The organism is Agrobacterium sp. LMR679, assembly GCF_027157905.1.
Taxonomy (GTDB): domain Bacteria; phylum Pseudomonadota; class Alphaproteobacteria; order Rhizobiales; family Rhizobiaceae; genus Agrobacterium; species Agrobacterium leguminum.
Genome location: NZ_JAPVOJ010000001.1, coordinates 1201524 through 1223719, shown reverse-complemented (window position 1 = coordinate 1223719; position 22196 = coordinate 1201524). Strand labels below are relative to the sequence as shown.

The following is a 22196-nucleotide window of genomic DNA, read 5'->3' as shown; positions in this document are numbered from 1 at the left end:
GACATTTACAACCCTCGCGATAAAATCATATGCTGCATAAATCTAGATTGAATCGCCGCGGAATGAGGGAACTGCACTATGCATTTGGTAACAAAATCATACTTCAACACCTTTTGTCAGAACTTCGGTGCACCATACTCAGACAGCAAGAATTTCGAAGCATTTGCAAATTATTGCATTTTTTCAAAATATACTGGCGATAGTGTTGAAATTTCTGACCTTGTCTACGACGGCGCCGATCCGGGCATTGACGGAGCTTTTCTTTACCTTGACGACCGTGCCGTAATGTCTCTCGACGAATTAAGCGAGATATTTGAAGGTTCAAGGCGTGAGTATTCTGTGTCGGTTGTGTTTACACAGGTAAAATCATCAACCTCTTGGAGCAAGATGGAGGTGGACTCCTTTATAGCCGCCGTCGTGGATCTTCTCTCGGATGAACCTGCACAGCCACATGCACCGCATCTTGCAGAATTTCGATCGATGTTCAAAACTGTCTTCGATAACATAGGCCGAATAAAAAATGGACTCCCTGATCTACACGTCTATTTTTTTGACAGCGGCACCGGATACGGATGCTCCTGAGATAAATGCTGCATTTTCGATAGGAGAAAACTCACTAAAGAAGCTGGGCTATGCCCATGACACGCGATATGTCAAAGGTCACAGAGACTTTATTCACGATCTTTGGCTCTCTGCTGATGGACCAGTGGAAGCGCGGCTCCCAACTATCGGATACGCACCCTTTCCTGCTGCACCAAATATAAACAACGCCTATGTTGCGACAGTTCAGGCCCGAAACTTCATAGACACCGTCTTAAAAAGCGCCGACGGAACACCGAGAAAAAAACTCTTCGAAGAGAATGTTAGAGACTTCCTTGGGGTTGATGCAGACGTCAATTCTGAAATTGCCAGTACCCTTGATGAAGCAGACAAAAAGTCGCGGTTTGGCTTGATGAATAACGGAATAACGATCGTCGCGTCCAGCGTACGACCAGCAGGCCAAGAAATCTTCATACGCGATTTTCAAATCGTCAATGGCTGCCAGACTTCTAACGTTTTGATCTCGCTAGATGAAAAGGTCGACGCTAGTGTTAGCCTCATGGTGAAGCTTATTGAAGCAGATGAACCCTCTGTAATCGATGACATAGTAAGAGCAACAAACAGACAGTCAAAAGTCGAAGATGCGCAATTTATATCAACCCTTGATGTACTGAGAAAACTTGAGCAATATTTTAACGCTCGAGGTGCTTCTGAAACGAACCGCTTATATTTTGAGCGCAGAAAGGGGCAATACGCACCGGAAAATGTTGTGCCTGTTAGGGTATTTGACGTGCGAGAGACGGCGAGGTGCTACGCTGCGATCACAATGATGCGTCCGGATTTGGCAAGCCGTTATCCAAATCGATTGACGGGCGAACTGTTAAACGACGTCTTCAAGCCAGGATCACCAGAAGAAACCTACTACACTGCTTGCTTTGCTCACTATCGCCTAAAGATGCTTATTTCCAATAAGAAATTTGATGGCAGGTACTCTAAGTTGCGTTGGCATTTGATGTGTGCCGCTTCAAAATATTGCTCTGAGAACTATAAAAATCTTGGTTGCAAAACAAAGAACGAGGCCATTTATAGCTTATTTTCCGCGAACGAAGGTGTCTGGTTCGATCGACTAAACGCTTTGGTCACAGCAGCCATTCCTGATCCGGACATCTCGCGGGATCTACTGAAATCACCGCCGCTAACCGCTACTATTCTTTCAAATGTAGATGCATTGCAGGAAAATGCGTCATTCGCTTAGCAGGAGGCCTCGGCGCAAAAAAACGCGGGCATTGCCGCCCCCGACAGCCGCCTCCTCGAAGACTTTCTAATTGAGACGATATGGGAATCATTTGTAAATGGCGGAGAGGGTGGGATTCGAACCCACGATACCCTTGCAGGTATGCCGCATTTCGAGTGCGGTGCATTCGACCACTCTGCCACCTCTCCGCATGCGCGAACGCTTGCGTTGCGCGCTCCTCTTAAACATCAATGGTCGGGCTGACGGACATAGGCTCGCGGAACCTTAACCATCTGTGAGCCGCATGTGCCGGCGTCGTGGCTAGTCACGGACGATCTGCAAAAGCGGTTCGAAGCTATATAGTGCTGGTCGTCTACCAGCAGCCGGCTCCACTGTTCGGATGAGGCCACGTTCTGACAGGATGCGCGTAAATCGGTGCGCCGAAGTCTCCGGAATGCCGGATTTCTTCGTGAAGACGTTGTTCCTGAAAACCGGACGCGAAAATAGAAAGTCCAAAGCAGCTGTGCTCCACTGCGATGTGAGAATTTGAGGAAACTCTCGTTTCAGCTCCTCATAGAGATCGCGAATTCGCTCGGCCGTTGCCAAGTTTTTTTGCGCCTGCGCTTCCAGTGCCTCCAGGAAGAAAATGATCCAATCGGTCCAGGCGCCTGATTTAGACACCTCACGCATCCGATCAATATATTCGTCGCGGCGGTCTTCGAAATAGCTACTAATATAGAAATGTGGAGCAGAGATCGCTCCAGCTTTCCAAAGCATCAGAGTGATCAGCATTCGGCCAATTCGACCGTTGCCATCCTTGAATGGATGCAACGCTTCGAACTCGAGGTGAGCAACTGCTGTTTTGATCAGAATCTGCCAATCCTCCGACTCGATAAAAGCGAAGAGGCGGTCCATCCCATCTTGAAGTTGCTCCGGCCGCATAGGCACAAAATGAACCTTGCGCCGCATCCGATCGGCCAGATAATTCTGCTCTGTTTTGAATTCGCCGGGAGATAGGTGAGCACCACGCCCAAAACCGAGCAGAACCCGATGCGCACTCTTGATGAGAAAGCTCGATAAAGGAGCCCCTTGTTCAATGCTGCGCTGCGCCGCCGTCAACGCGCGGCTATATAGGAAGACCTCGATCGCTTCGTTACGATAGTGGCCACCAGCCTCGTCACCACTTTCCTCCTGATCGGCTTCATATCTTAAAACTTCATCCAGCGTGCTTACCGTGCCTTCCATACGCGAAGACACGACAGCTTCCTGGTTTCTTAGTGGTGCGAGCAGAATCTCGCTGTTATGCATGCTCTTGAGCATTTGATCGTAACGCGCCAAGGCGGCCGATGCCGACGCCACCGTCATGATAAGGCGGCCAGCATCGATTTGGCGGGGCGGAAATTGGTCGTAGTGATATTCAACTGCTTCGGAGAGATCCAAGCCGGGGCGCAACGTCATTTTGATTTCCAAATTCCAATATTTCTGACGCACAAAGGGTGTTGTCTTCGTAATGCAGGAGACAAGTCGGCTTGTCTACCAAAAACTGCTATTTTTAGAACTCAAGGGCTTTTGATTTGCTCGGGTAGCAGTCAATACGCCTTGACTACCGAAAAAATAGATTTTTGAAAGTCAATCAATTTTGTTTTCTATCCATGCAATACAAACGCCTTTGTCTTCCAAAATGGAAACAATTTGGAACTCAATCGAGGAGATAAGGCCACTAAGGTGCAACCTGATTCGGATGATGACGGGAACCACGCATGCTCACAGGTGAAATTCGCTCGAAGACGGATCAGGTCCGAGATGCTCTCTGGGCGGGCGGCATCGCCAACCCGCTCAAGGTGAGCAATACAGATTAACCCCGATGCTTTTGGATTGTCAGTCTGGACCGGGTCGAGTTCGACTTCATCCTGCTTCGTAGGCCTGACGCAGCAGAGCCTGCGCTTTCTCGAAATCTGCCATCGATCTCAGTGTCACCTGTAGATCACCGCTACCGAAATGCCCAATGTTTCGGACATCGCGGGTAAATCCCTCTTCCAGATCCAGCTCTCCAGGGTTCAACTTGAGGAAAAGCATCACGGTGCGAGCTTGCGGATAGATTTCCATGCATACGAAATTCTTCAGTCGCTTAAATGCTGTGTAGAGCTTGAGTTCCTTAACCTGGACATCGTCACCGAGCCCGACAAGGAATTGGTAGACGGCATCGTAGATGTCACGCAGATCTGATGATGACTGAGAAAGGCGGTAACTCATTCGTTGGCTGAGATAGGGATCGGTGGCCTGTCCTACCTCCATTGATTGATCCGCAGCTTTCGGTTCGGCCGATGCCTTTGTCACGCTCAATCGTGCGGACTTGGGCGCATGCACGAGTTCGATCATCAGCAGGTCGTCACCAAACTTACGGTAACGGATAAGTTCGATGTTTCGGGCAATCTGCTTGACTGCGTGTTCGTCATATCGCGTAAAGTCGCCCGCGATACAAAGCAGACGCGGCGCAGTCCAATCTACGGCTTTGGCTACCTCCGGCCCCAGACGCTCCATCACCAGCCATTGAAACTCCTTACGATGGTCGAGCAACCAATCGAGATAAAAGAGCCCTTGATTGATGACGTTCTCATTGACCGAACGCTTATATTCGATGATGACAGGTGAATTGTCCTCATCCACACCCAGCGTATCAATCCTGCCACCGTGAACTGCACCGGTTGAATGTTCGCTGGCAAGAAAGCGTATTCCGAGAAGAGCTTCCAGATTTGCCTCGAATACCTTCTGAAGAGATTTTTCGACCTGGACGGCAGCACCCACAAGCTCCGTCACTTGGGCACCACTGAAATGAAACAGCTTGATATCGCTCAAAATTTACTCCGATGAGGATCATAAATTGCACACAAAGTTCTATTCGCCTTCGCGCCGTTGTCCAGATAAATTGCCACGCTGCTCCGATTTGCTATTGTGAGCGCTGAGCATGACGGGGAATATATAACGTGACGACTTTGAGCCTTTCGCAGCTGGAAAACCATCTCTGGCGGGCAGCGGATATCCTGCGGGGATCGATCGATTCCGGCGATTACAAGCACTACATTTTCGGTCTTCTGTTCTTCAAACGCCTCTCGGATGTCTGGGAGGAAGAGTATGAAGCCGCGATGTCTTTGTATGCCAACCAGGAGATCGCTGAGCTTCCTGATCAACACCGCTTCGATATCCCCAAGGCCCATTTCTGGAGGGATGTGCGCAAGCACACCACCGATATTGGAACGCACCTGAACCGTGCGTTTCACATCATTGAAGACGCGAACATGAAGCTGCGCGGCGTCTTCCAGGATGTCGATTTTAACAACAAGGAGCGCTTTCCGGATGCCATGCTGGAAAAGCTGCTACAGCATTTCGAGACCTATCGCCTGCGTAATTCCGATGTCGAGTCGGATGTGCTGGGCCAGGCCTATGAATATCTGATAGCGCAGTTTGCCGATGATGCCGGCAAGAAGGGTGGCGAGTTCTATACGCCGAAGATGGTCGTGCGGCTGATTGTCGAATGCCTGAAGCCAGAAGAAGGCATGTCGATCTATGACCCCACCTGCGGCTCGGGTGGCATGCTGTTGCAGGCGGTGCATCATCTGGAGCGGCAGGGCAAGAATCCAAAAAGCCTGTCGCTGTTCGGCCAGGAGAGGAACCTCAATACCTGGGCCATCTGCCAGATGAACCTGTTCCTGCATGATATCGATGACGCAGCTGTGGCGCGCGGCGATACGTTGCTGGAGCCGAAACATCTGACAGGTGACAGCGTGAAGGCCATCCGCACCTTTGACCGGGTGCTGGCCAACCCGCCCTTTTCGCTGAAAAGCTGGGGGCATGATGTCTGGTCGAAGGGCGACGCCTATGGCCGCGACCGTTATGGTTGCCCGCCGAAATCCTATGGCGATCTCGCCTTCGTGCAGCATATGGTGGCAAGTTTGAAGGAGGACGGCGTATGCGGCGTGGTGCTGCCGCATGGTGTGCTGTTTCGCGGCGGCGCGGAAGGCAAGATCCGCGAGGGGTTGATCCGGGATGATCTGATCGAAGCCGTTATCGGCCTTGCGCCGAACCTGTTTTATGGCGCGGGCATTCCGGCCTGCATCCTCATCCTGCGCAAACAAAAGCCCGCGGCGCGAAAGGGCAAGATCCTGATCGTCAACGGCGCCGAGCAGTTCGTCGAAGGCAAGGCGCAGAACCATCTGTCGGAGGCCAATGTCGCCGCGCTCGCACAGGCCTACGGCGATTTTGTCGATGTCGGTCGGCTGGCACGTGTGGTGCCGGTGAGCGAGATCGAGGCGAACGACTCAACCTCAATATCAGCCGCTATGTGCATCTGGCTGAAGAGGCGGAGGAGGTTGATGTCGCCGCCGAAGCGGAAAAGCTGATCGAGCTGCAGGCCGAGCGGGATGCGGCGGAAGCACGAATGATGGGCTTTTTGCGGGAGCTTGGTTATGTCGCGTGAGGTGCCTGAGGGGTGGGCTTCAACAACTTTAGGCGAGTTGGCGCAGATTTCTGGCGGAACGACGCCGTCAAAAGAGGTTGGCGAATTCTGGGAACGGGGGCGACATTTCTGGGCAACGCCAACTGACATCACCGCTTTGCCGCCTGGTAAAGTGAAGCTTTCCTCGACAAAGACGATGGTAAGCGACGCTGCATTGCAGAAGACGTCGCTGAAAATGTTGCCGGTAGGCAGCGTCCTCATGACGAGCCGCGCCACGATAGGTTATCCGGCCATCAACGCCGTCCCTGTCGCGACAAATCAGGGTTTTGCTAACTTCCATCCGTCGGCCAAATATGATGCCGCATTTCTCGCCTATTGGATTGTTTTCAGCAGGAAAATTTTGGAGCGCTCGGCGGGTGGCAGCACGTTCCCAGAAATAAGCAAATCGGCACTCAGATCAATACACATTGCGCTACCCCCTCTCCACGAACAGTGGCGCATCGCCGAAATCCTGTCCAGCGTCGATGAGGCCATTGCGGCAACGCGGGCGGTGATCGAGCAGACCAGAAAGGTCAAGCAGGGTGTGCTGGAACGCCTGCTCACCAAAGGCATCGGCCACACGCGTTTCAAGCAAACGGAGATCGGGGAAATTCCGGAGGGGTGGTCATTGACCAACGCCGACGACGTCTGCACCCAGATAAGTGTCGGGATCGTTATTAAGCCGTCTCAATATTATGTCGAGAGCGGGGTTCGCTGCTTCCGTTCTGCCAATGTCCGTGAAGGCTTCGTGGAGGATGCTGACTGGGTTTACATCAGTGAAGAGGGCAATCGCGTAAACCAGAAATCAGTCCTTCGGTCCGGAGACGTTCTTGTTGTTCGAACCGGTTACCCAGGAACCTCTTGTGTGGTGCCACTGAGATATGACGGAGCCAACTGTATTGACATCATCTTCGCGCGACCAAAGATCGAACTGGTAGATCCCTACTTCCTCTCAACGTTCATCAACAGCGCACGTGGAAAGACCCAGGTTTTGAAGGCAGAGGGAGGCTTGGCTCAGAAGCATTTTAATGTGGGGGCAATGAAGCAGATGAAATTGCCGCTGCCGCCGCTGCATGAGCAACACGAGATCGTGGCGCATATCCAAGAATTTGCGAGCACGGAGACTGCTCTCGTGCGGATCTTGGAACAGAGGTTGCGGTTAAAATCCGCCCTGATGTCTGACCTCCTCACTGGCCGCAAGCGCGTGATCGACGCCCTGCCCGTGGCAGCGGAGTAGACACCCATGAGCAGCGCCCCCGAATGGCATTTTGCCGAGCGCCCGACGATCGAGCATCTCAAGGGCATGGGCTATGGCTTCGTTCCACCGGCGGAGCATGCAAGTTTGCGCGAGGGCGAGAACCAGGTTCTTTTTCGCCGCCACCTGATCGAGGCGCTCACGCGCATCAATGGGATCGATCGCGTGTCTGCCGAGGCTGCCTATGGCGAGCTTGCCGCGATCAGCGACAACGAGGCCTGGCTGAAAGTGCTGCGCGGTGACTATGCCCGCAAGGTAACCGGCCAGGAGACGCGGCAGACGCTGCGGGTGATCGATTTCCTCGACCCCGGCAACAACCAGTTCTCCGTGACGCATCAGCTGCGGGTGAAGGCGGAGAACACGCGCAAGCCCGATGTCGTGGTCTACGTGAACGGCATCCCGCTGGTCGTGATCGAGGCCAAGAGCCCGCTAAACGTAAAGGACAAGACCGGCGAGGCCTTCGAGCAGATCAAGCAATATGAACAGGACATTCCGCGCCTGTTCTTCGCCAATGTCTTCAACATCGTCACCGATGGTGCGCTGGTTCTTTATGGCTCGACCGGGTCCGGCTCCAAATATTTCGCCGAATGGCGCGATCCCTGGCCGAAGACTGATGCCGATTTTCCCAACACGCTCGCCAAGGGTCTCTGGTGCCTGCTGGAGCCAGGCCGTTTGCTGGACCTGATCGCCCATTACATCGTCTTTGAAAAGACCGAGACCGGCACGATCAAGAAGATCTGCCGCTACCAGCAGTTCCGCGCCGTCAACCGCATCGTCGATCGCGTCATCGAGGGCAAGCATCGCCAGGGGCTGATCTGGCACACGCAGGGCAGCGGCAAATCGCTGACCATGGTCTTCGCCGCGCTGAAACTGAAAACGCACCGGACGATCCAGTCCGAGCGGCTCACCAACCCGAACATTCTGGTCCTGACCGACCGGGTGGACCTGCACTCACAGATCAGCGGCACCTTTGTCGCCTGCGGCCTACCGAATCCGACAGCAATCGAAAGCATTCGGGATCTGCACGCGCTGATCCGCAGCGGCAAGGATGGGCATACCGCGCTATCAACCATCTTCAAGTTCCAGGGCTCGAAGGAGGCGATTGCCAATTCGGAAAACTGGATCGTGATGGTGGACGAGGCGCACCGCACCCAGGAAAAGGATCTCGGCGCATATTTGCGTGCTACGCTGCCGAACGCCCGCTTCTTCGGCTTTACCGGCACACCGGTGAAGAAGGACGACAAGAACACCTACGAGAACTTTGGTGTGCCGGGAGAAGGCTATCTTGACAAATACGGCATTGATGATGCTGTGGCCGATGGTGCGACGGTGCCGATCTACTATACCGGCCGCAAGACGAACTGGCACATCGACGAGGCGAAGATCGACATTCTGTTCGACACCTGGTTTGCTGAACTGGACGATGACAAGCTGAACGAGATCAAGAAGCGCGGTGTGCAGATCGAGGATCTGGTCAAGCATCCGCGCCGCATCGAACTAATCGCCTACGACATCTGGACGCATTTCAAGCAATATGCCCGGCCTGACGGTTTCAAGGCGCAGATCGTCGCCATCGATCGCGAGGCAGTGATCCTCTACAAGCAGGCGCTGACCAAGGTCATTGCCGAGGATCTCAGGGCCGAGGGCATGGAGCCTGCCGAGGCGCTCGCCCGCGCCGATGCCATGTCGGCCTGTGTCTATTCGATCAACCAGGAAGACAGCAAGCCGAGCGAGGATGCCCACAAGCAGGCGATCCGCAAAGATCTGAAGGCGCATTATCTTGATGCCGAGGCGGAAAAGCTGGCAAAAAAGGCGTTCGGTCGCAAGGGCGATGATCTGCAGTTCCTGATTGTCTGTGACAAGCTCTTGACCGGCTTCGACTGCCCGATCGAGAGCGTGATGTATCTTGATAAGCCGCTGAAGGAGCATGGGCTGCTGCAGGCGATCGCCCGCACCAATCGCGTTTCTGACGCCCGGAAGCGCAACGGGCTGATCGTCGACTATATCGGCGTTTCCGGTCATCTGGAAGCAGCGCTTTCCTCATACCGCGCCGATGACGTGAAGAACGCCATGCGCGACCTGAATGATCTGCGCAACCAGCTGCGCGCCGCCCACTCTGCCGTCGCGGCATTGATGAAGCCGCTCAAGCGAAAGGCGAGCGACAAGGACGAGCTGAAGGCGGAGTATGATGCCTTCGTGAGGCTGCTCGGCACCGAGGACAAGTGGTTCGACTTCAAGGCCAAGGCCCGCAGCTTCATCGCACTCTATGAAACGCTGAGCCCGGACCCGAGCGTCTTGGAGTTCACCGGCGACCTAAAGTGGGTCGCGAACTTCCTGCTCTATGGCACCCAGCATTTCGAGAAGCGCCAGGCCTTCGACCAGATGAACTACAGCGAGAAGATCCGCGAGATGCTGGAGAAGCATCTGGAGGCAACGGGTCTGAGCGTCACCGTCAAGCTGCGCCACATCACCGATCCGGAATTCTGGGAGGATTTCGATCGTGAAGGTAAGACCGAGGAAGACCTCATGACGGCGGCGATCCGCAAGACGACGGAGTTGCGCAAGACCGTCACCGAGCGGATCGACGACAGCCCGCATCAATACGGCAAGTTCTCCGAGCGCCTGCGCCAGCTACTGGAAAAGCTCGAAAGCGCGCAACTCAGCTGGTCGGAGAAGCTGAAGGCAGCGGAAGAACTGGCGAAGGACATCACCGCCGAGGACGCCGCCCATGTAGAAGCGGGTCTTTCTCCCGGCGCCTATGGCATCCTGCAGATCCTGAACGGCTTCACCTCCGGACCGGAGGGCGAGGCTCTTGCGGTTCGTCTTGAGGGGCTCTACACCGACCCTGTGACAGCTCCATCAGGCTGGTGGGCGAAGGATGGTCTTCGCAAGGGCCTGCGCCAGCAGGTGCGTTCCATGGCACATCTCGCCGGTCTGACGCAGCTCAGGGAAATCCCCGAAGAAGTCGAGGCCTACGCGCTCAAGCATTTCGCGGGGCAGTGATATGGCCGTCTATCGCATCGGCAGCCAAGAGATCGAATACACCCTGCGGCGCTCGCCCAGGGCCAGCAAGGCGAGTCTCAGCGTTACGCCAAAGTCCTTCGAGCTGCTGGTGCCGGAAGGAGCGACCGACGAACAGATCTGCGCAGTGCTGGATCGCAGGCGCGCCTGGATCATCGAGACCGTGCAGCACATGGCCGAGCGCGCCAAGGCCCAGACACGCGTCTACCAGTTCGTCACCGGTGCCAAGATTCCCTACCGTGGGCGGATCGCCAAGCTCACCATCGAACCCTTCGACGGCTCGCTGGTCGAGGTCAGCTTCCGCAACGGCTTCCATATACGTATGCCCTCTGGTCTGCCCCCTGAATCCTCCGACGCCGTCATCGAGAGCTCGCTGAGGCTGTGGCTGAAACACCGTGTGCGCGACGACGCCCGCGACTTCGTCCGCAGGCATGGTGAGCGCAACGGGCTCAAACCTCGCGGCGTGCAGATCAAAGACCAGAAGCACATGTGGGGCAGCTGTGGACAGAACCGCCAGATCAATCTTAACTGGCACCTCATCTTCGCGCCGAAGCCGGTGCTCGAATACGCCGTGGTCCACGAGATGTGTCACCTCAAACACCGCAACCACGAACCGGAATTCTGGGAATTAGTGGGGCGCGTGTTGCCGGATTGGGAAAATCGCAAGACCTGGCTCGACAAGAACGAACATATGCTGGGGTGGGAGAAGGTAGAGCCGTCGGTCTAACGAGCAGCACGCATTCTTTGACTCGAGGATGGTCACTGGCTGGCTCGACGTGCTTTGGCGCTGCGTCGCAGCTTTCGACATGCCAAACGCACCAGTAAATCTCCCTGACTCAGTGGCCGCGAACAGGCTAGTGTGCTAGAACTTTACATCCGCGGATGAGCGCGGCAGCTTGGGCACGAAAAGCGGAACTATTCACCTCTGGGAAGATGACGAGGTCAAGATCCTTCAGCTCCCCTCCAGGTGAGGCGGTAATCTTGATCGGAAACCCTTGAAGCCAGGAACGAGCGACGTCTTCAGCTCGACCGGTGATGTCTAGCGTAATCTGCAAAAGATGGTTCACGCGCGACGCGTTCATCTGAGTGGTCAGATCTTTGAAGGAACCTGTCTGGGACTTCAACACCGTGCTGACCTTGACATCATTATTGTCCGAAACGGACGGCCAGGGATCGAGATCGTCGGCGGTATCGATGCTGAAGATTTGCCGACCATTGTCGGAACATATAATCCATACTCGCGGCGTGCGCGTGAACTCACGTTCCTTCTTATCTTCATCGGTAAGCTCGGCTCGCAGCCTGACGTTCATTCCGTCGATTTTCGTTTCCGCAGAGTCTTCGTTGAGGAAAAGATGTATTGGAGCTTCGCCACCGCAGGCCGAAGTCCAGGGAGACGAGACAGCAGCAACGACGGTTAGCATTTGGAAGATTTTCACGTGGCGATCCGAGGATTTTCGTCCGACAAAAGGGAACCTTTTTGTCCGACGATGGGTTTCTTGTGCACCCTGAACGCGAGCCAAATAGAAACAACGGCTTACGGTGAGGAAGATTGTGGTCCTCGAGCTATGGGATAAAGGTTCCTTTTAGTCAATGGGTTACCGGGTATAGTGTCGCCTACAAAAGAGCGAAATTGAAGGTTGTTGTGCTAAAAATTGGATATGCCCGGGTCTCGACAAATGAGCAGCATCTGGACCTACAGCTCAAGGCACTGGAAGCAAATGGCTGTCATCACACGTTCACGGATAAGGGTATCTCAGGATCCACGTTTGATCGACCGGGACTTGCGGAAGCGTTGAATGCAGTTCATGCAGGGGACATGTTGGTCGTATGGAGACTCGACAGACTTGGTCGATCATTGATCGACCTTATCGGAGCGATCAACGATCTTGGAACGCGAGAGGTCGAGTTCCGTTCGCTTAACGAGGCTATCGATACGTCTACCTCGGGCGGGCGGCTGACGTTCCATATCATGGCGGCGATGGCTGAATTTGAGCGCGCCATCATCAGCGAACGGACGAACGCAGGGATGTCGGCTGCACGCTCAAGGGGGAGTTTCATCGGCCGACCGAAATCACTCACCGCAAAGCAGATTATGGAAGCTCGATACGCTATGAGGATCGACAAGGTATCTCTCGACGATCTTGCCGAGCGATACCAGGTGCATCCCCGCACTCTCCTGCGGGGAATGAAGCAGGGACTATTGCCACCTTGCGATGCCGGTCTCTGAAGTATCGACAATCGACCACCGATATGATGGGGCAATCACACGAATCCTGGGCTTGGGGTGCTGGATCTTGCGGCTATCGATTCTCCCGAGCATCTCGAGGAAGTCCAGTTCATGCTGACGATACTTTTCCGCCATTGCGGACACTCGCTTTCTAAGCTCAGCGCTCAACATTGTTTCGCTCCCAATTGAAACTCTCTACGCTACGCATATGGATGATGGGACTGTCGCAATGGAGAACCTTACTGACCCAAAAGCCAGTAGGGCGAGTATTTCCGTTGCTGCCCGCTTCCAGCAAACAAATTACAAGCCGGGCGACATCGCCGTAGCTGCGCTCTTCGCGAAACCAGATAGAAGCCTCGTGACCGCAAAATCGTCGAAGATCATGGTCGTAGTTTCGCGGGAAACTCTCGTCATCATTGGCTAAGAGTTCGCACACCTCAGCCAATCCGATGGCGGAGCCGTCACCAGTGCCGGAGCCGTCCGCGTCATTATGGTCGATCAGACGCTCGAACCGATTCCGAAAAAACCGGCGGAGGTTCAACATTTCGTTCTTCATCGTGAATTCCTTTTGTTTGCAAGCCATGGTCCACGACGCCGGAAGGCGGCGTGGTATTATCTGTTCGACGGTTGGGGATAAGGATTCTCCGTTTCCCGGAGGAGGAAGGAGATGTAACGCTCAACCTAAGTTTATATCTCTCTTTAAAAGAAACCCTATTTGGCTGAGCGTTACGTCGGGATGCCCTCCGGCTGCTGAGAGCAGTCTGAAGCAAGCGTCTGCTTCGCCGCACGGAACTTTCGGACCCGCAACTTCGTCTTCTGCCTCGTGTTTATCTTCCGGTTCTGCTGGACCGGGGAAAGAGCGCCATAGCTGCCGTGCATGTGGTCGGACGCCGCAAGCACTGCGTTAGAGCAGAGATCGGCCAGAGGACATGCCATACATTCCGGTGACGTCACGTGCGTGGCAAAGGGGAGACCGAAGCATGCTGGGGCAACGGCGATGTCGGGCAACCGCTCAACTTCACCATTCTCTTCGATGGCAAGCTCAAGCTCCCCGCGAATGTGGCGGAGGGCAATCGCGCGCGCTCCCCTGGGCACAAGCTTGATTGCCTTTCTGATGGGAAGATGATGACGACTCACGCAATGGTGGGCCAACTTTGGGCCCCAGGCCCCTACCCTCTCCTCAATGCTCGCCAGAATGTATTCGTGAAACTCTCTCTGAACAGGAAAGAACCGATAGTTCTCATGCCGATACTGCGGCATACTGAGGCGCTGAACCTCAAGATGCAACGGATCCACAATCCACTTTTCAAGTTCAAGCGCCCATGCGATGCCACCCGCTCCACTATCGAAAAGCTGGCCAGGCCGCGGTGCGCGCTTCCTCGTGCGCCGGCCAGCGAAATGGAAGCTAAACTCGATGAGCAGGTTGTAAGGCAAGCCGAGTTCGTCGGCGCGCTGTCTCGCGTTCCAGACCTCGGTAAGTGAGCTGTTCGGACGACCAAAAATCCTGGTTCCGAGGCCATTGGCGGCGTCGGCGTCACCAACATCACGGTGGGTGCGCACATACCGCTTAAATGCGGTTCGATACAAATCCGCGAAAAGCTTAGTCGCCTCGAGCGGCGACATGAAGCGGTATGCATACCACTTCGTATGAGCGCGCTCACGTTCCCGCATCAGGACCTCCGGCATGACAAGCCTAAGAGCAGTGATATTGTCGCGAATACGATCTTCGAATGAAAGGTGATTCCCGGTCACAGGTTCTCCTTTGGATGCTGAGGAATCCATTGTGAAGTTTGGTTTGGCAGCGCTGCTGTTTTTCTTATAGCGCTGTGCTGTGCGAGATGACGCAAGTCGTGAGCGGGCGAGCATCGGCTAGCAGTGATGCCGGTCATCGCATCCTCCCCTTACTTACTTTATAGCCAGAACCTTATGAGATGCAGGAGATTGCGCGCGGCGGCTGCGCTTTGACTCAAGGTTGATCACCTGGCGCGACCGGATAGTTTTTCCGGCAAGCACTTGTTCTGAAGCCCGGAGCGCGCCTGGGAGCTTCTGCGCCAATATTCGCGGCAAGGGAGGATCCGACCTCGGACCTCGGTGGACGCAGAAGCCATCCCCATGGAGCGCCTTGAAACCCTCTAGGACTTCGTGTCCTGGCAGCAGTAATGCGTCATGGAAGATAAATGGCAGAATCTCACGGCGCAGGAGGGTCACGGCAAAAGAAGGCTGCCCACAAAAGAGCGGTGCGCAAATCCACAACGTCCATATCGGATCGAACGAGGAACGCACGGGGAGGCGGCAGCTCTTTGGACAGGATATCTGTGGGTTTCAGTGCTCAGTGACAATCCGTGGACGATCGTCTCCACACCCATCTCGGCAAGCTGCCGAATATGTTTTCAGCACTGTGGGGTAAGGCTTCCGCGTTCACGTTTCAACCGCAAGCAGCGCAGAGAACTATCCCTGCGACAGTGATTTTGAAGCGCTGCTGAGTGCCTGAACCCGATGTCACGCACCGGCAATGTTTTAGAAGTCTATTAAGTTTACACCTCCGGAAAAACCGGAATTCCGTTCAAAAGTGTCAATCAAACGTAAACTTAGCGCAACCTAAAGCGTGATTTTGACCGGATAAACGGCTCAAAACCGAACATTTTATCGGTAAAATGACTCCTAAAGTTGTCTTATGATAACAACCATAAAGCGAATGTAAACTTTATGTAACCTACCAATGGGTGATATATCTACTCGGAACCACCTTAGCCGAGGCGACCTACAAGATCGTCGGCATTCAAATGAGTGTATCGCTTTAACATTCGTAATTCGCTGTGACCTGATATGGTGCTCACCTCAATCACGTTCAGCCCACGCTCGAACAAACGGCTCACACCCTCGTGACGAAGATCATGGAAACGCAGCCCTTTGATCTGGCCGCGTATCAACAGCCGACGCCAAACCTGCTCAAGCGAACCAGCGCTCAGCGGAAATACCAGAGGCTGATCGGCATCAGCGCGAGACTTCCATTCGGTCAGCGCTTCGAATGCGCGCTGTGACAGAGGCACATCACGACCGGAGCCGTTCTTCGTCATGGTCAAGTTGATCACGCGCCGGTTATGAGAGACGTGAGACCAATGCATTCCCAAGATTTCACCACGGCGCATCCCTGTCTCGATAGCGAGAATCAGGAGCGTCTTAAGAAAAGGGATCTTGCCGCTGTCGCATGCGTCTAACAGATGCTGCTCTTCGTTGCCGGTCAGACGTCGGCTGCGTTCGTTACGTATCACCGGACGACGCACCAGCTTCACTACGTTCTTCGCTAGCGGTAGCCCCCAATCGCGGATAGCGACTTCAACCACATGGCTGAGGATCGCAAGTTCGCGGACAGCAGTCGACGGAGCTACACTCTGAAGCCGCTCGTCACGGAACGACGCTATGTCCTGTTGGCTCAGGCCGATCATCGTCCGGTAGGCGAGATCATGGCGGCGCAACACATCAATGCGCTGTATCTCTTGGACGGAGCCGCGCTTCAAAGGCGAGACTTCGCGCTGGTATCGTTCGAGAAGCTGTCCGAGCGTTGTGCTTTCTAGGATTTTCGTGTCCGGCGCAGCACCGAACCTGTCAACCTGTGCTTCGAGATCGCGCGCCCACTTTTCCGCTTCGAGCTTCGTGTCGAAGCTCTTGCATCGGGGCTTCATGCCACGACGGCGCACCTGTGCTTGCCAGCGTCCTCTGAGCTTCCGGACTGTCGCCATGTGATCTCCAATTTGTATCGAAGCTCACGAGTAGGATGCCCCATAAGGGGTGCCAAGGATTATCCCGGCACTGAGGCTTTCGTTAACTCAATAATATTACAGCAGCAACCTACGCAGCCAACCGTCCCAATTTTTCACTCAGGTAAAATAAAATGAAAGATATTCGAAAAAAAATAGAACTATTTTTTGATTTGTTGATGTATTCAACAATAGACAAACGCTTCAACGCAGCAAAGTGGATTTCAGACTATATAAATATGATCATGCGCACTGCACTTGTGCTATTCTTAGCTCAGTGGCTTAGAAATGAACTGAAAGGTTATCAATTTCAGTCATGCCAAGAATTCGTCGGCTACTACGCAATTCTCTCTGTTCTTTATATTTTTGCGTCTATTATGACGATTGGTTTCCTTAGCATTCCCGGAAAGCTTTTGGTTCGACTCTTCATTGAAGATGCCGACACGAGTGGCAAGGGATACCTATGGCACGCAGTCGGCGTTTTCATCGTCAGCCTGCTTCTAATTTGGGGTATGTCTGCCCTGGTTGGCATAGTGTTAATCGCGACTGCACAATCAGCGAAACCGTAAGTGATTAGTAACTCCGCTCCTGGAATCATTTGCGAGTATCTGAGAGGCTACGTCCACAGTGCCTCGAGTGTGGCCCGGCCACCCTCGTCGCAGGCATCAAAGATCGCGAGATATCAGCTGATCGTGTGAAAACCTTGCACACCCAAGGAAAATTATGGCGGAGAGGGTGGGATTCGAACCCACGATACCCTTGCAGGTATGCCGCATTTCGAGTGCGGTGCATTCGACCACTCTGCCACCTCTCCGCGCGCTGTGGTAAGCGGACCGTTCATACCGGTGAGGATTGATGCTTGCAATTCGCATTTTGTGCGCCGGCAGTGTGGCCTTACCCCGCCGTTAGACCACCTCTCTGATAGCGGCCGCAATACCGAGCACGGCGCCAAGCGGCACACCATCTGTCATCCTCAACCAGTCCTGATAGCCTGTAGAGCTTCGGCCCTTGACAAGAGCGGAGGCTGGTGAAGGTTTTGAGAATGGAATGTCTTTGGTGAGCTCCATGTGATCACCAACCTCGACAAGGCCGCCATCTTCAATCAACTGCTCACGTAGCTTTCGCACATTCGATGGCAAACTTTCTGTGATACGCGCGTTGATTTTAGAGCCAGATTTCAAAACGTAGGCGCCATCCTCGTAGCGAAGAAAGGCCCGATCATCGACCCGCTTTGGCAGTGTGGCATAGAGGTCGAAAACCAAGTTCTGCGCCTCGTCGTCGCGCTCTTCCCTATGTCCGGCTGGCGCCGTAGAGGTTCTCTCCCGGACAGAGAAGAGATCATATCCGAGCGCTTCCAGAACATAGATCATGTTTCCAAGATAGGTTTGCATCGTCGCAACATCGGCACGCGGCAAATTTGAGCTCGTCGGCTTGTTCGCATTGGCGACAACCACCTTGCCACTATTGCCTTTCAAAATGGACCATAGTTTCTCTTCGAGCCATTTGACGTGCGCCCGCGTCAGGTTATCGTCCTTGTTCGTGAAGATTAGGAAGGTGTCGAATTCGATCGGAAATTTGGCGTTCGTATAACGCTGAGAGAAGTCATCGCTTTCGCCCACATAGATCGCTGGTAGGTCGTCGTCCGCACCACTCTTGATCAACAGGTAAACGCAGGATCGCGCCAAAACTTCCGCTTCAAGCGCCTTCTTGAAGAACTCTGGCTGCCCGGTGATCGCAACACCCGTCCAGTTGTCTAGCTCGACAGTGCGAAGGCTGCGGGGGTCCTGCCCCGTAATAAAGATCTTTACAACCCGACCGACGGTTTCCCCGTAGCTCATGAACGGCAGCGCTCCCTTACCCGTGATTGAACGCTAGTAACATGAAACATCGACTAAAAGTCAAAGCCCAGCCTAAAACTTCTCATCCTCAGCGTGCAATTTGGCTTCCCTATTCCGTTCTCTATTCGTAATGTCGCGAGCATGAACGAAGCAGCTTTTCATCCTGAGGATCGAGCCCGGTCGCTTATTGACCGGCAGCTGATGGCGTGTGGCTGGATCGTTCAATCGAGATCAGAAATAAATCTGGGCGCCGGGGTAGGCGTTGCCGTCCGCGAATTTCAAACAGCCTCGGGGCCTGTTGACTATGCTCTGTTCGTCGGGCGGCGGTTGTCCGGTGTCGTCGAAGCGAAAGCAGAGGGCACAACACTTTCGGGCTTCTCGGATCAAGCCGAGCGCTACATTCACGACATGCCCGGTCATCTAATTCGAGAAGATGGCCAGGTGCGATTTGAGTATGTCGCTTCCGGAAGCGAGACCTTGTTCCGCGATCATTCGGATCCTCGGCCAACATCACGCCGCGTCTTTGCTTTTCATCGACCCGAGACCATGGCGCGTTGGCTGCGCGAACCGTTGACACTGCGAGCGCGATTGCAGCACATGCCGCCTCTCATCGAGGACGGATTGCGAAACTGCCAGATCGATGCGGTCACCAATATCGAGCAGTCACTTGGCGAGAACCGGCCACGGGCCTTGGTTCAGATGGCGACAGGTGCTGGCAAGACATTCACGGCAGCCACACTCAGCCACCGGCTGCTGGCCCATGCCGGTTTCAAGCGCATTCTATTCCTCGCCGATCGGGCAAACCTCGTTCGCCAGACGCGAGATGAGTATCTCGCCTATCGTCCACCCGGCACCGGACGCTCGTTTTCTGAGATTTACAACGTCCAGAAGCTCGGCAGCGCCGGGATCGATAAGGATGCTCAGATCGTCGTGTCGACGATCCAGCGCGTTTACTCCGTGCTTACCGGCAAGGAACTGGCGGAAGACGACGAAGAGGCCTCAGCCTTCGAGGGCATCGCAGGCGGCCAAGAGCGGTTCGTCAGCTACAACTCGTCCATTCCGATCGAAAGCTTCGACCTCGTCATCACGGACGAATGTCATAGATCAATCTACGGAACCTGGCGGCAAGTTCTGGACTACTTCGACGCCTTCATCGTGGGACTGACCGCAACGCCCTCGCTTCACACGCTGGGCTTCTTCGGGCGCAACCTCGTCGCGCAATATCCTTACGAGCGGTCAGTGGTCGATGGTGTCAATGTCGGCTTCGAGATCTACCGTATCAGAACTGAGATCGGCGAACGCGGATCGACCGTAAGGGCCGGCTATGATCTCCCGGTTCGAGACAAGCGCACCCGTGCGGAGCGCTATGAGACACTCAACGAGGACTTTGCCTACACCGCTGACCAGCTTGACCGGACGGTGGTTGTTCCGAACCAGATCCGCACGGTGCTCGAAACCTATCGAGACTCCCTGTTCACTGAGCTGTTTCCGGGCCGAACAGAAGTGCCAAAGACCTTGATCTTCGCCAAGGATGATCACCACGCCGAGGAGATTGTCACAATCGTCCGCGACGTGTTCGGCGAGGGCAACGACTTCGCCAAGAAGATCACCTACAAGGTTGACGATGCTGATCCAGAACAGCTCATTCGCGCCTTCCGCAACGACTACAATCCCCGCATTGCCGTCACCGTGGACATGATTGCCACCGGCACCGACGTGAAGCCGTTGGAAGCCCTGATCTTCCTACGCGACGTAAAGTCAGAGCTCTATTTCGAACAGATGAAGGGGCGCGGCGCGCGAACCATCACACCGGAAAAGCTGCGGGAGGTGACGCCGGACGCAGACGCCAAGACACGCTTCGTCCTGGTCGATGCGGTGGGTGTTTCCGAAAGCCTCAAGAGCATTTCGCAGCCGTTGGAGCGAAACCGCGCCATTTCCTTCGACAAGCTGATTGATGAGATCGCCGCTGGTCGCAGGGATGACGATGCTTTCGCGACCCTGGCTGCACGCCTCTCAGCGCTCGACCGCCGCATCAGTGACAAGGACCGCGCCGCCGTAGCAAAGGCGACGGGTGGGCTGGACCTCAAGGCGATGGCTTCGCAGCTTCTGGATGCAATAGACCCGGATGCCCTAGCAGCCCATGTGCCCAAATCGGCACCGGAGCCGGAACAGCAGCGCGCCAAAGATGCCGTAAAAGAACAGGCGGCAATGCTCTTTGACGATCCCAAGCTGCGCACGCTGTTGAAGGACGTGAAAGCAGCCGCTGATATCCGTATTGATACGATCTCGGTCGACGCCGTCGTTTCCTCCGGCTGGGATGAGGCCAAGGCGGGCGACACGGTCAACCGGTTCAAGAGTTTCCTCGAGGAAAAGCAGGATGAGCTCGTCGCTCTCCAGATTCTTTATCACCGGCCCTATGCGCAAAAGCGGCTGACTTATGAGGCGGTTGATGAGTTGCGCGAGGCTCTGAAGCGACCACCATGGTTGCTAGAACCAGTCGATATCTGGCGCGCCTACAAGCGCATTGCTTCGGAGAAGGTGCGTGGCAACCCCGCAGGCACGCTGGCCGATATCGTCATGTTGGTTCGTTATGCTATGGGAGAGGCCGAATCGCTGGAGCCGCTGTCGTCCCTGGTCGCCGGTCGTTTCAATCTCTGGCTCGGCCGCGAAGAAAAAGCGGGGCGAATCTATAGCGACGAGCAGCGCGCCTGGCTCCTAGCCATCCGTGATCATCTGGCGGTGAACATCGAAATCCGCCCGGAAGACATTATGGATGCGCCAGAATTTGCCAGCCGCGGCGGCACGATCAAGGCGCGCGGCCTGTTTGGGCAACGGCTACGGTCGCTCTTAGATGAACTGACGGAAGTCTTGGTGGCATAATGGATATGAGAGTGGCGGCAGACACAAGCGGATCACAGGATCAACCTTGGACGCTGCCGGAGGGTTGGTGTTGGGTGCCGCTCAAGGCCATCACTTCATTTATTGGACGTGGACGCGGTCCTAGTTATGTCGAGAAGAACGGCGTCCCAGTCGTTAATCAGAAGTGCGTCAGATGGCATCGGCTCGACGTGCAGCATCTTCGATTGACTGCACGTGATGCATTCGACCGTCTTTCTCCAGAGCTGAGACTTCGCCGAGGGGACCTCCTGTGGAATTCGACCGGGACAGGCACCATAGGTCGAGCGACAGTATACGACGGCTCCATCGAGGAGCTAACTGCCGACTCTCATGTGACCATCGTCCGACCTGTCGAAATCGATCCCCGATATCTTGGCTATTTTGTTGAAACCGGTCGCGTTCAGCATCTCGTTGACGAAGGGCATGTAGGCTCCACCAATCAGCGAGAACTTCCACGTGCGTTCGTTGAAGAGCTATTGCTTCCCATTGCCCCGTTCGCAGAACAACGTCGCATCGTGGAACGTATCGACACACTCTTCGCTGAGATCGCGAACGGCGAGGCAGCCCTTGAGGACGCACGAAAGGGGCTAGAGACGTTTCGTCGCGCCGTGCTGAAAAGCGCCGTCACCGGAGAGCTTACCCGCGACTGGCGGGAGAACAATCAGCCCAATGAGACCGGTCACGATCTTCTCGCTCGCATCAAGGCCGAGCGTGACGCGACCCCAAATCGGGACGCGGCAAAAGGCTGCGGCAAGCCCGCCGCTCGACACATCGGACTTGCCGGAACTACCGGAGGGCTGGGCTTGGGCAACCCTAGACGAAGTCGCTTCATCCGTAAGAAATGGGACTTCTGCGGCGCCACGAGCAAGCAAGAACGGACATGAGATTCTACGCATCTCAGCCGTGAGACCGTTGAGAATAGACGAGAGTCAG

16 protein-coding genes, 2 tRNA genes and 1 pseudogene are annotated in these 22196 nt (G+C 54.8%); 10 read left to right on the top strand and 9 right to left on the bottom strand.

The features are described 5' to 3' along the window. Positions 1 to 78: 78 nt before the first annotated feature. Together O3W47_RS05625 and O3W47_RS05620 are read left to right on the top strand one after the other, a co-directional pair. Positions 79 to 582: a hypothetical protein gene (locus O3W47_RS05625; RefSeq protein ID WP_269313194.1), complete on the top strand. Its 504-nt coding sequence runs from the start codon at positions 79 to 81 to the stop codon at positions 580 to 582. Continuing rightward, positions 521 to 1795, top strand: a complete 1275-nt coding sequence (locus tag O3W47_RS05620; RefSeq protein ID WP_269313193.1) for an AIPR family protein — start codon at positions 521 to 523, stop codon at positions 1793 to 1795. The genes O3W47_RS05625 and O3W47_RS05620 overlap by 62 nt, the downstream gene beginning before the upstream one ends. Before the next feature lie 98 nt (positions 1796 to 1893). Here O3W47_RS05620 and O3W47_RS05615 read toward each other — a convergent pair. From O3W47_RS05615 to O3W47_RS05605, 3 genes are all read right to left on the bottom strand, one after another. Beyond that, a tRNA-Ser gene (locus O3W47_RS05615) sits at positions 1894 to 1983 on the bottom strand. 112 nt (positions 1984 to 2095) lie between these two features. Then, positions 2096 to 3232: a Fic family protein gene (locus O3W47_RS05610; RefSeq protein WP_269313192.1), complete on the bottom strand. Its 1137-nt coding sequence runs from the start codon at positions 3230 to 3232 to the stop codon at positions 2096 to 2098. 447 nt (positions 3233 to 3679) lie between these two features. Continuing rightward, entirely contained in the window at positions 3680 to 4630 is a 951-nt protein-coding gene (locus O3W47_RS05605; protein ID WP_269313191.1) for a DUF5655 domain-containing protein, read from the bottom strand. Positions 4631 to 4758: 128 nt separating this feature from the next. On the opposite strand from O3W47_RS05605, the pseudogene O3W47_RS05600 reads away from it, so the two are divergent. The 4 genes and pseudogenes from O3W47_RS05600 (at position 4759) to O3W47_RS05585 (ending at position 11269) form a co-directional block, all read left to right on the top strand. Beyond that, a pseudogene (locus tag O3W47_RS05600) lies at positions 4759 to 6248 on the top strand (type I restriction-modification system subunit M). After that, the gene (locus O3W47_RS05595) at positions 6238 to 7503 is read left to right on the top strand and encodes a restriction endonuclease subunit S (RefSeq protein WP_269313189.1); all 1266 of its coding nucleotides are present in this window, start codon (positions 6238 to 6240) and stop codon (positions 7501 to 7503) included. Before O3W47_RS05600 ends, O3W47_RS05595 begins: the two are co-directional and overlap by 11 nt. Before the next feature lie 6 nt (positions 7504 to 7509). After that, positions 7510 to 10524 carry a type I restriction endonuclease subunit R gene (locus tag O3W47_RS05590; RefSeq protein WP_269313188.1) on the top strand — a complete coding sequence of 1005 codons (3015 nt, stop codon included), beginning with the start codon at positions 7510 to 7512 and terminating at the stop codon, positions 10522 to 10524. 1 nt (position 10525) lies between these two features. Further along, a complete protein-coding gene (locus O3W47_RS05585) occupies positions 10526 to 11269 on the top strand; it encodes a M48 family metallopeptidase (protein WP_269313187.1) in 744 nt (247 codons plus the stop codon). 127 nt (positions 11270 to 11396) lie between these two features. On the opposite strand, the gene O3W47_RS05580 is transcribed toward O3W47_RS05585, so the two are convergent. Continuing rightward, positions 11397 to 11978, bottom strand: a complete 582-nt coding sequence (locus tag O3W47_RS05580) for a hypothetical protein (protein WP_269313186.1) — start codon at positions 11976 to 11978, stop codon at positions 11397 to 11399. A gap of 206 nt (positions 11979 to 12184) precedes the next feature. Here O3W47_RS05580 and O3W47_RS05575 point away from each other — a divergent pair, with 206 nt between their 5' ends. Continuing rightward, a complete protein-coding gene (locus O3W47_RS05575) occupies positions 12185 to 12769 on the top strand; it encodes a recombinase family protein (protein WP_269313717.1) in 585 nt (194 codons plus the stop codon). Positions 12770 to 12926: 157 nt separating this feature from the next. Here the strand turns inward: O3W47_RS05575 and O3W47_RS05570 are convergent, their stop codons facing one another. From O3W47_RS05570 to O3W47_RS05560, 3 genes are all read right to left on the bottom strand, one after another. After that, positions 12927 to 13325 (bottom strand): hypothetical protein, encoded by a 399-nt coding sequence (locus O3W47_RS05570; RefSeq protein WP_269313185.1) that lies wholly within the window; start codon positions 13323 to 13325, stop codon positions 12927 to 12929. A 170-nt stretch (positions 13326 to 13495) separates the two neighbouring features. After that, positions 13496 to 14521, bottom strand: coding sequence for a hypothetical protein (locus O3W47_RS05565; RefSeq protein WP_269313184.1), 1026 nt, complete (start codon positions 14519 to 14521; stop codon positions 13496 to 13498). A 995-nt stretch (positions 14522 to 15516) separates the two neighbouring features. Continuing rightward, positions 15517 to 16509 carry a site-specific integrase gene (locus tag O3W47_RS05560; RefSeq protein ID WP_269313183.1) on the bottom strand — a complete coding sequence of 331 codons (993 nt, stop codon included), beginning with the start codon at positions 16507 to 16509 and terminating at the stop codon, positions 15517 to 15519. A 152-nt stretch (positions 16510 to 16661) separates the two neighbouring features. Here O3W47_RS05560 and O3W47_RS05555 point away from each other — a divergent pair, with 152 nt between their 5' ends. Beyond that, complete coding sequence (locus tag O3W47_RS05555; protein ID WP_269313182.1) at positions 16662 to 17096, top strand: hypothetical protein; 435 nt, start codon at positions 16662 to 16664, stop codon at positions 17094 to 17096. Positions 17097 to 17251: 155 nt separating this feature from the next. Here O3W47_RS05555 and O3W47_RS05550 read toward each other — a convergent pair. Beyond that, positions 17252 to 17341 (bottom strand) — tRNA-Ser (locus O3W47_RS05550). 91 nt (positions 17342 to 17432) lie between these two features. Further along, on the bottom strand, positions 17433 to 18365 hold the full coding sequence (locus O3W47_RS05545; protein ID WP_269313181.1) for a DUF4357 domain-containing protein: 933 nt from the start codon (positions 18363 to 18365) through the stop codon (positions 17433 to 17435). Positions 18366 to 18506: 141 nt separating this feature from the next. Between O3W47_RS05545 and O3W47_RS05540 the strand changes: the two genes are divergently transcribed. Both O3W47_RS05540 and O3W47_RS05535 read left to right on the top strand, forming a co-directional pair. After that, positions 18507 to 21245, top strand: coding sequence for a type I restriction endonuclease subunit R (locus O3W47_RS05540; protein WP_269313180.1), 2739 nt, complete (start codon positions 18507 to 18509; stop codon positions 21243 to 21245). An 11-nt stretch (positions 21246 to 21256) separates the two neighbouring features. Further along, positions 21257 to 22147 carry a restriction endonuclease subunit S gene (locus O3W47_RS05535; protein ID WP_269313179.1) on the top strand — a complete coding sequence of 297 codons (891 nt, stop codon included), beginning with the start codon at positions 21257 to 21259 and terminating at the stop codon, positions 22145 to 22147. Positions 22148 to 22196 lie beyond the last annotated feature (49 nt).

What these genes read in the sequence shown, in the direction of transcription:
- O3W47_RS05540 (WP_269313180.1), top strand. Translation starts at nt 18,507, where the DNA reads ATGAACGAAGCAGCTTTTCATCCTGAGGATCGAGCCCGGTCGCTTATT.
- O3W47_RS05620 (WP_269313193.1), top strand. Translation starts at nt 521, where the DNA reads ATGGACTCCCTGATCTACACGTCTATTTTTTTGACAGCGGCACCGGAT.
- O3W47_RS05555 (WP_269313182.1), top strand. Translation starts at nt 16,662, where the DNA reads ATGAAAGATATTCGAAAAAAAATAGAACTATTTTTTGATTTGTTGATG.
- O3W47_RS05545 (WP_269313181.1), bottom strand. Translation starts at nt 18,365, where the DNA reads ATGAGCTACGGGGAAACCGTCGGTCGGGTTGTAAAGATCTTTATTACG.
- O3W47_RS05560 (WP_269313183.1), bottom strand. Translation starts at nt 16,509, where the DNA reads ATGGCGACAGTCCGGAAGCTCAGAGGACGCTGGCAAGCACAGGTGCGC.
- O3W47_RS05590 (WP_269313188.1), top strand. Translation starts at nt 7,510, where the DNA reads ATGAGCAGCGCCCCCGAATGGCATTTTGCCGAGCGCCCGACGATCGAG.
- O3W47_RS05585 (WP_269313187.1), top strand. Translation starts at nt 10,526, where the DNA reads ATGGCCGTCTATCGCATCGGCAGCCAAGAGATCGAATACACCCTGCGG.
- O3W47_RS05595 (WP_269313189.1), top strand. Translation starts at nt 6,238, where the DNA reads ATGTCGCGTGAGGTGCCTGAGGGGTGGGCTTCAACAACTTTAGGCGAG.
- O3W47_RS05625 (WP_269313194.1), top strand. Translation starts at nt 79, where the DNA reads ATGCATTTGGTAACAAAATCATACTTCAACACCTTTTGTCAGAACTTC.
- O3W47_RS05570 (WP_269313185.1), bottom strand. Translation starts at nt 13,325, where the DNA reads ATGAAGAACGAAATGTTGAACCTCCGCCGGTTTTTTCGGAATCGGTTC.
- O3W47_RS05610 (WP_269313192.1), bottom strand. Translation starts at nt 3,232, where the DNA reads ATGACGTTGCGCCCCGGCTTGGATCTCTCCGAAGCAGTTGAATATCAC.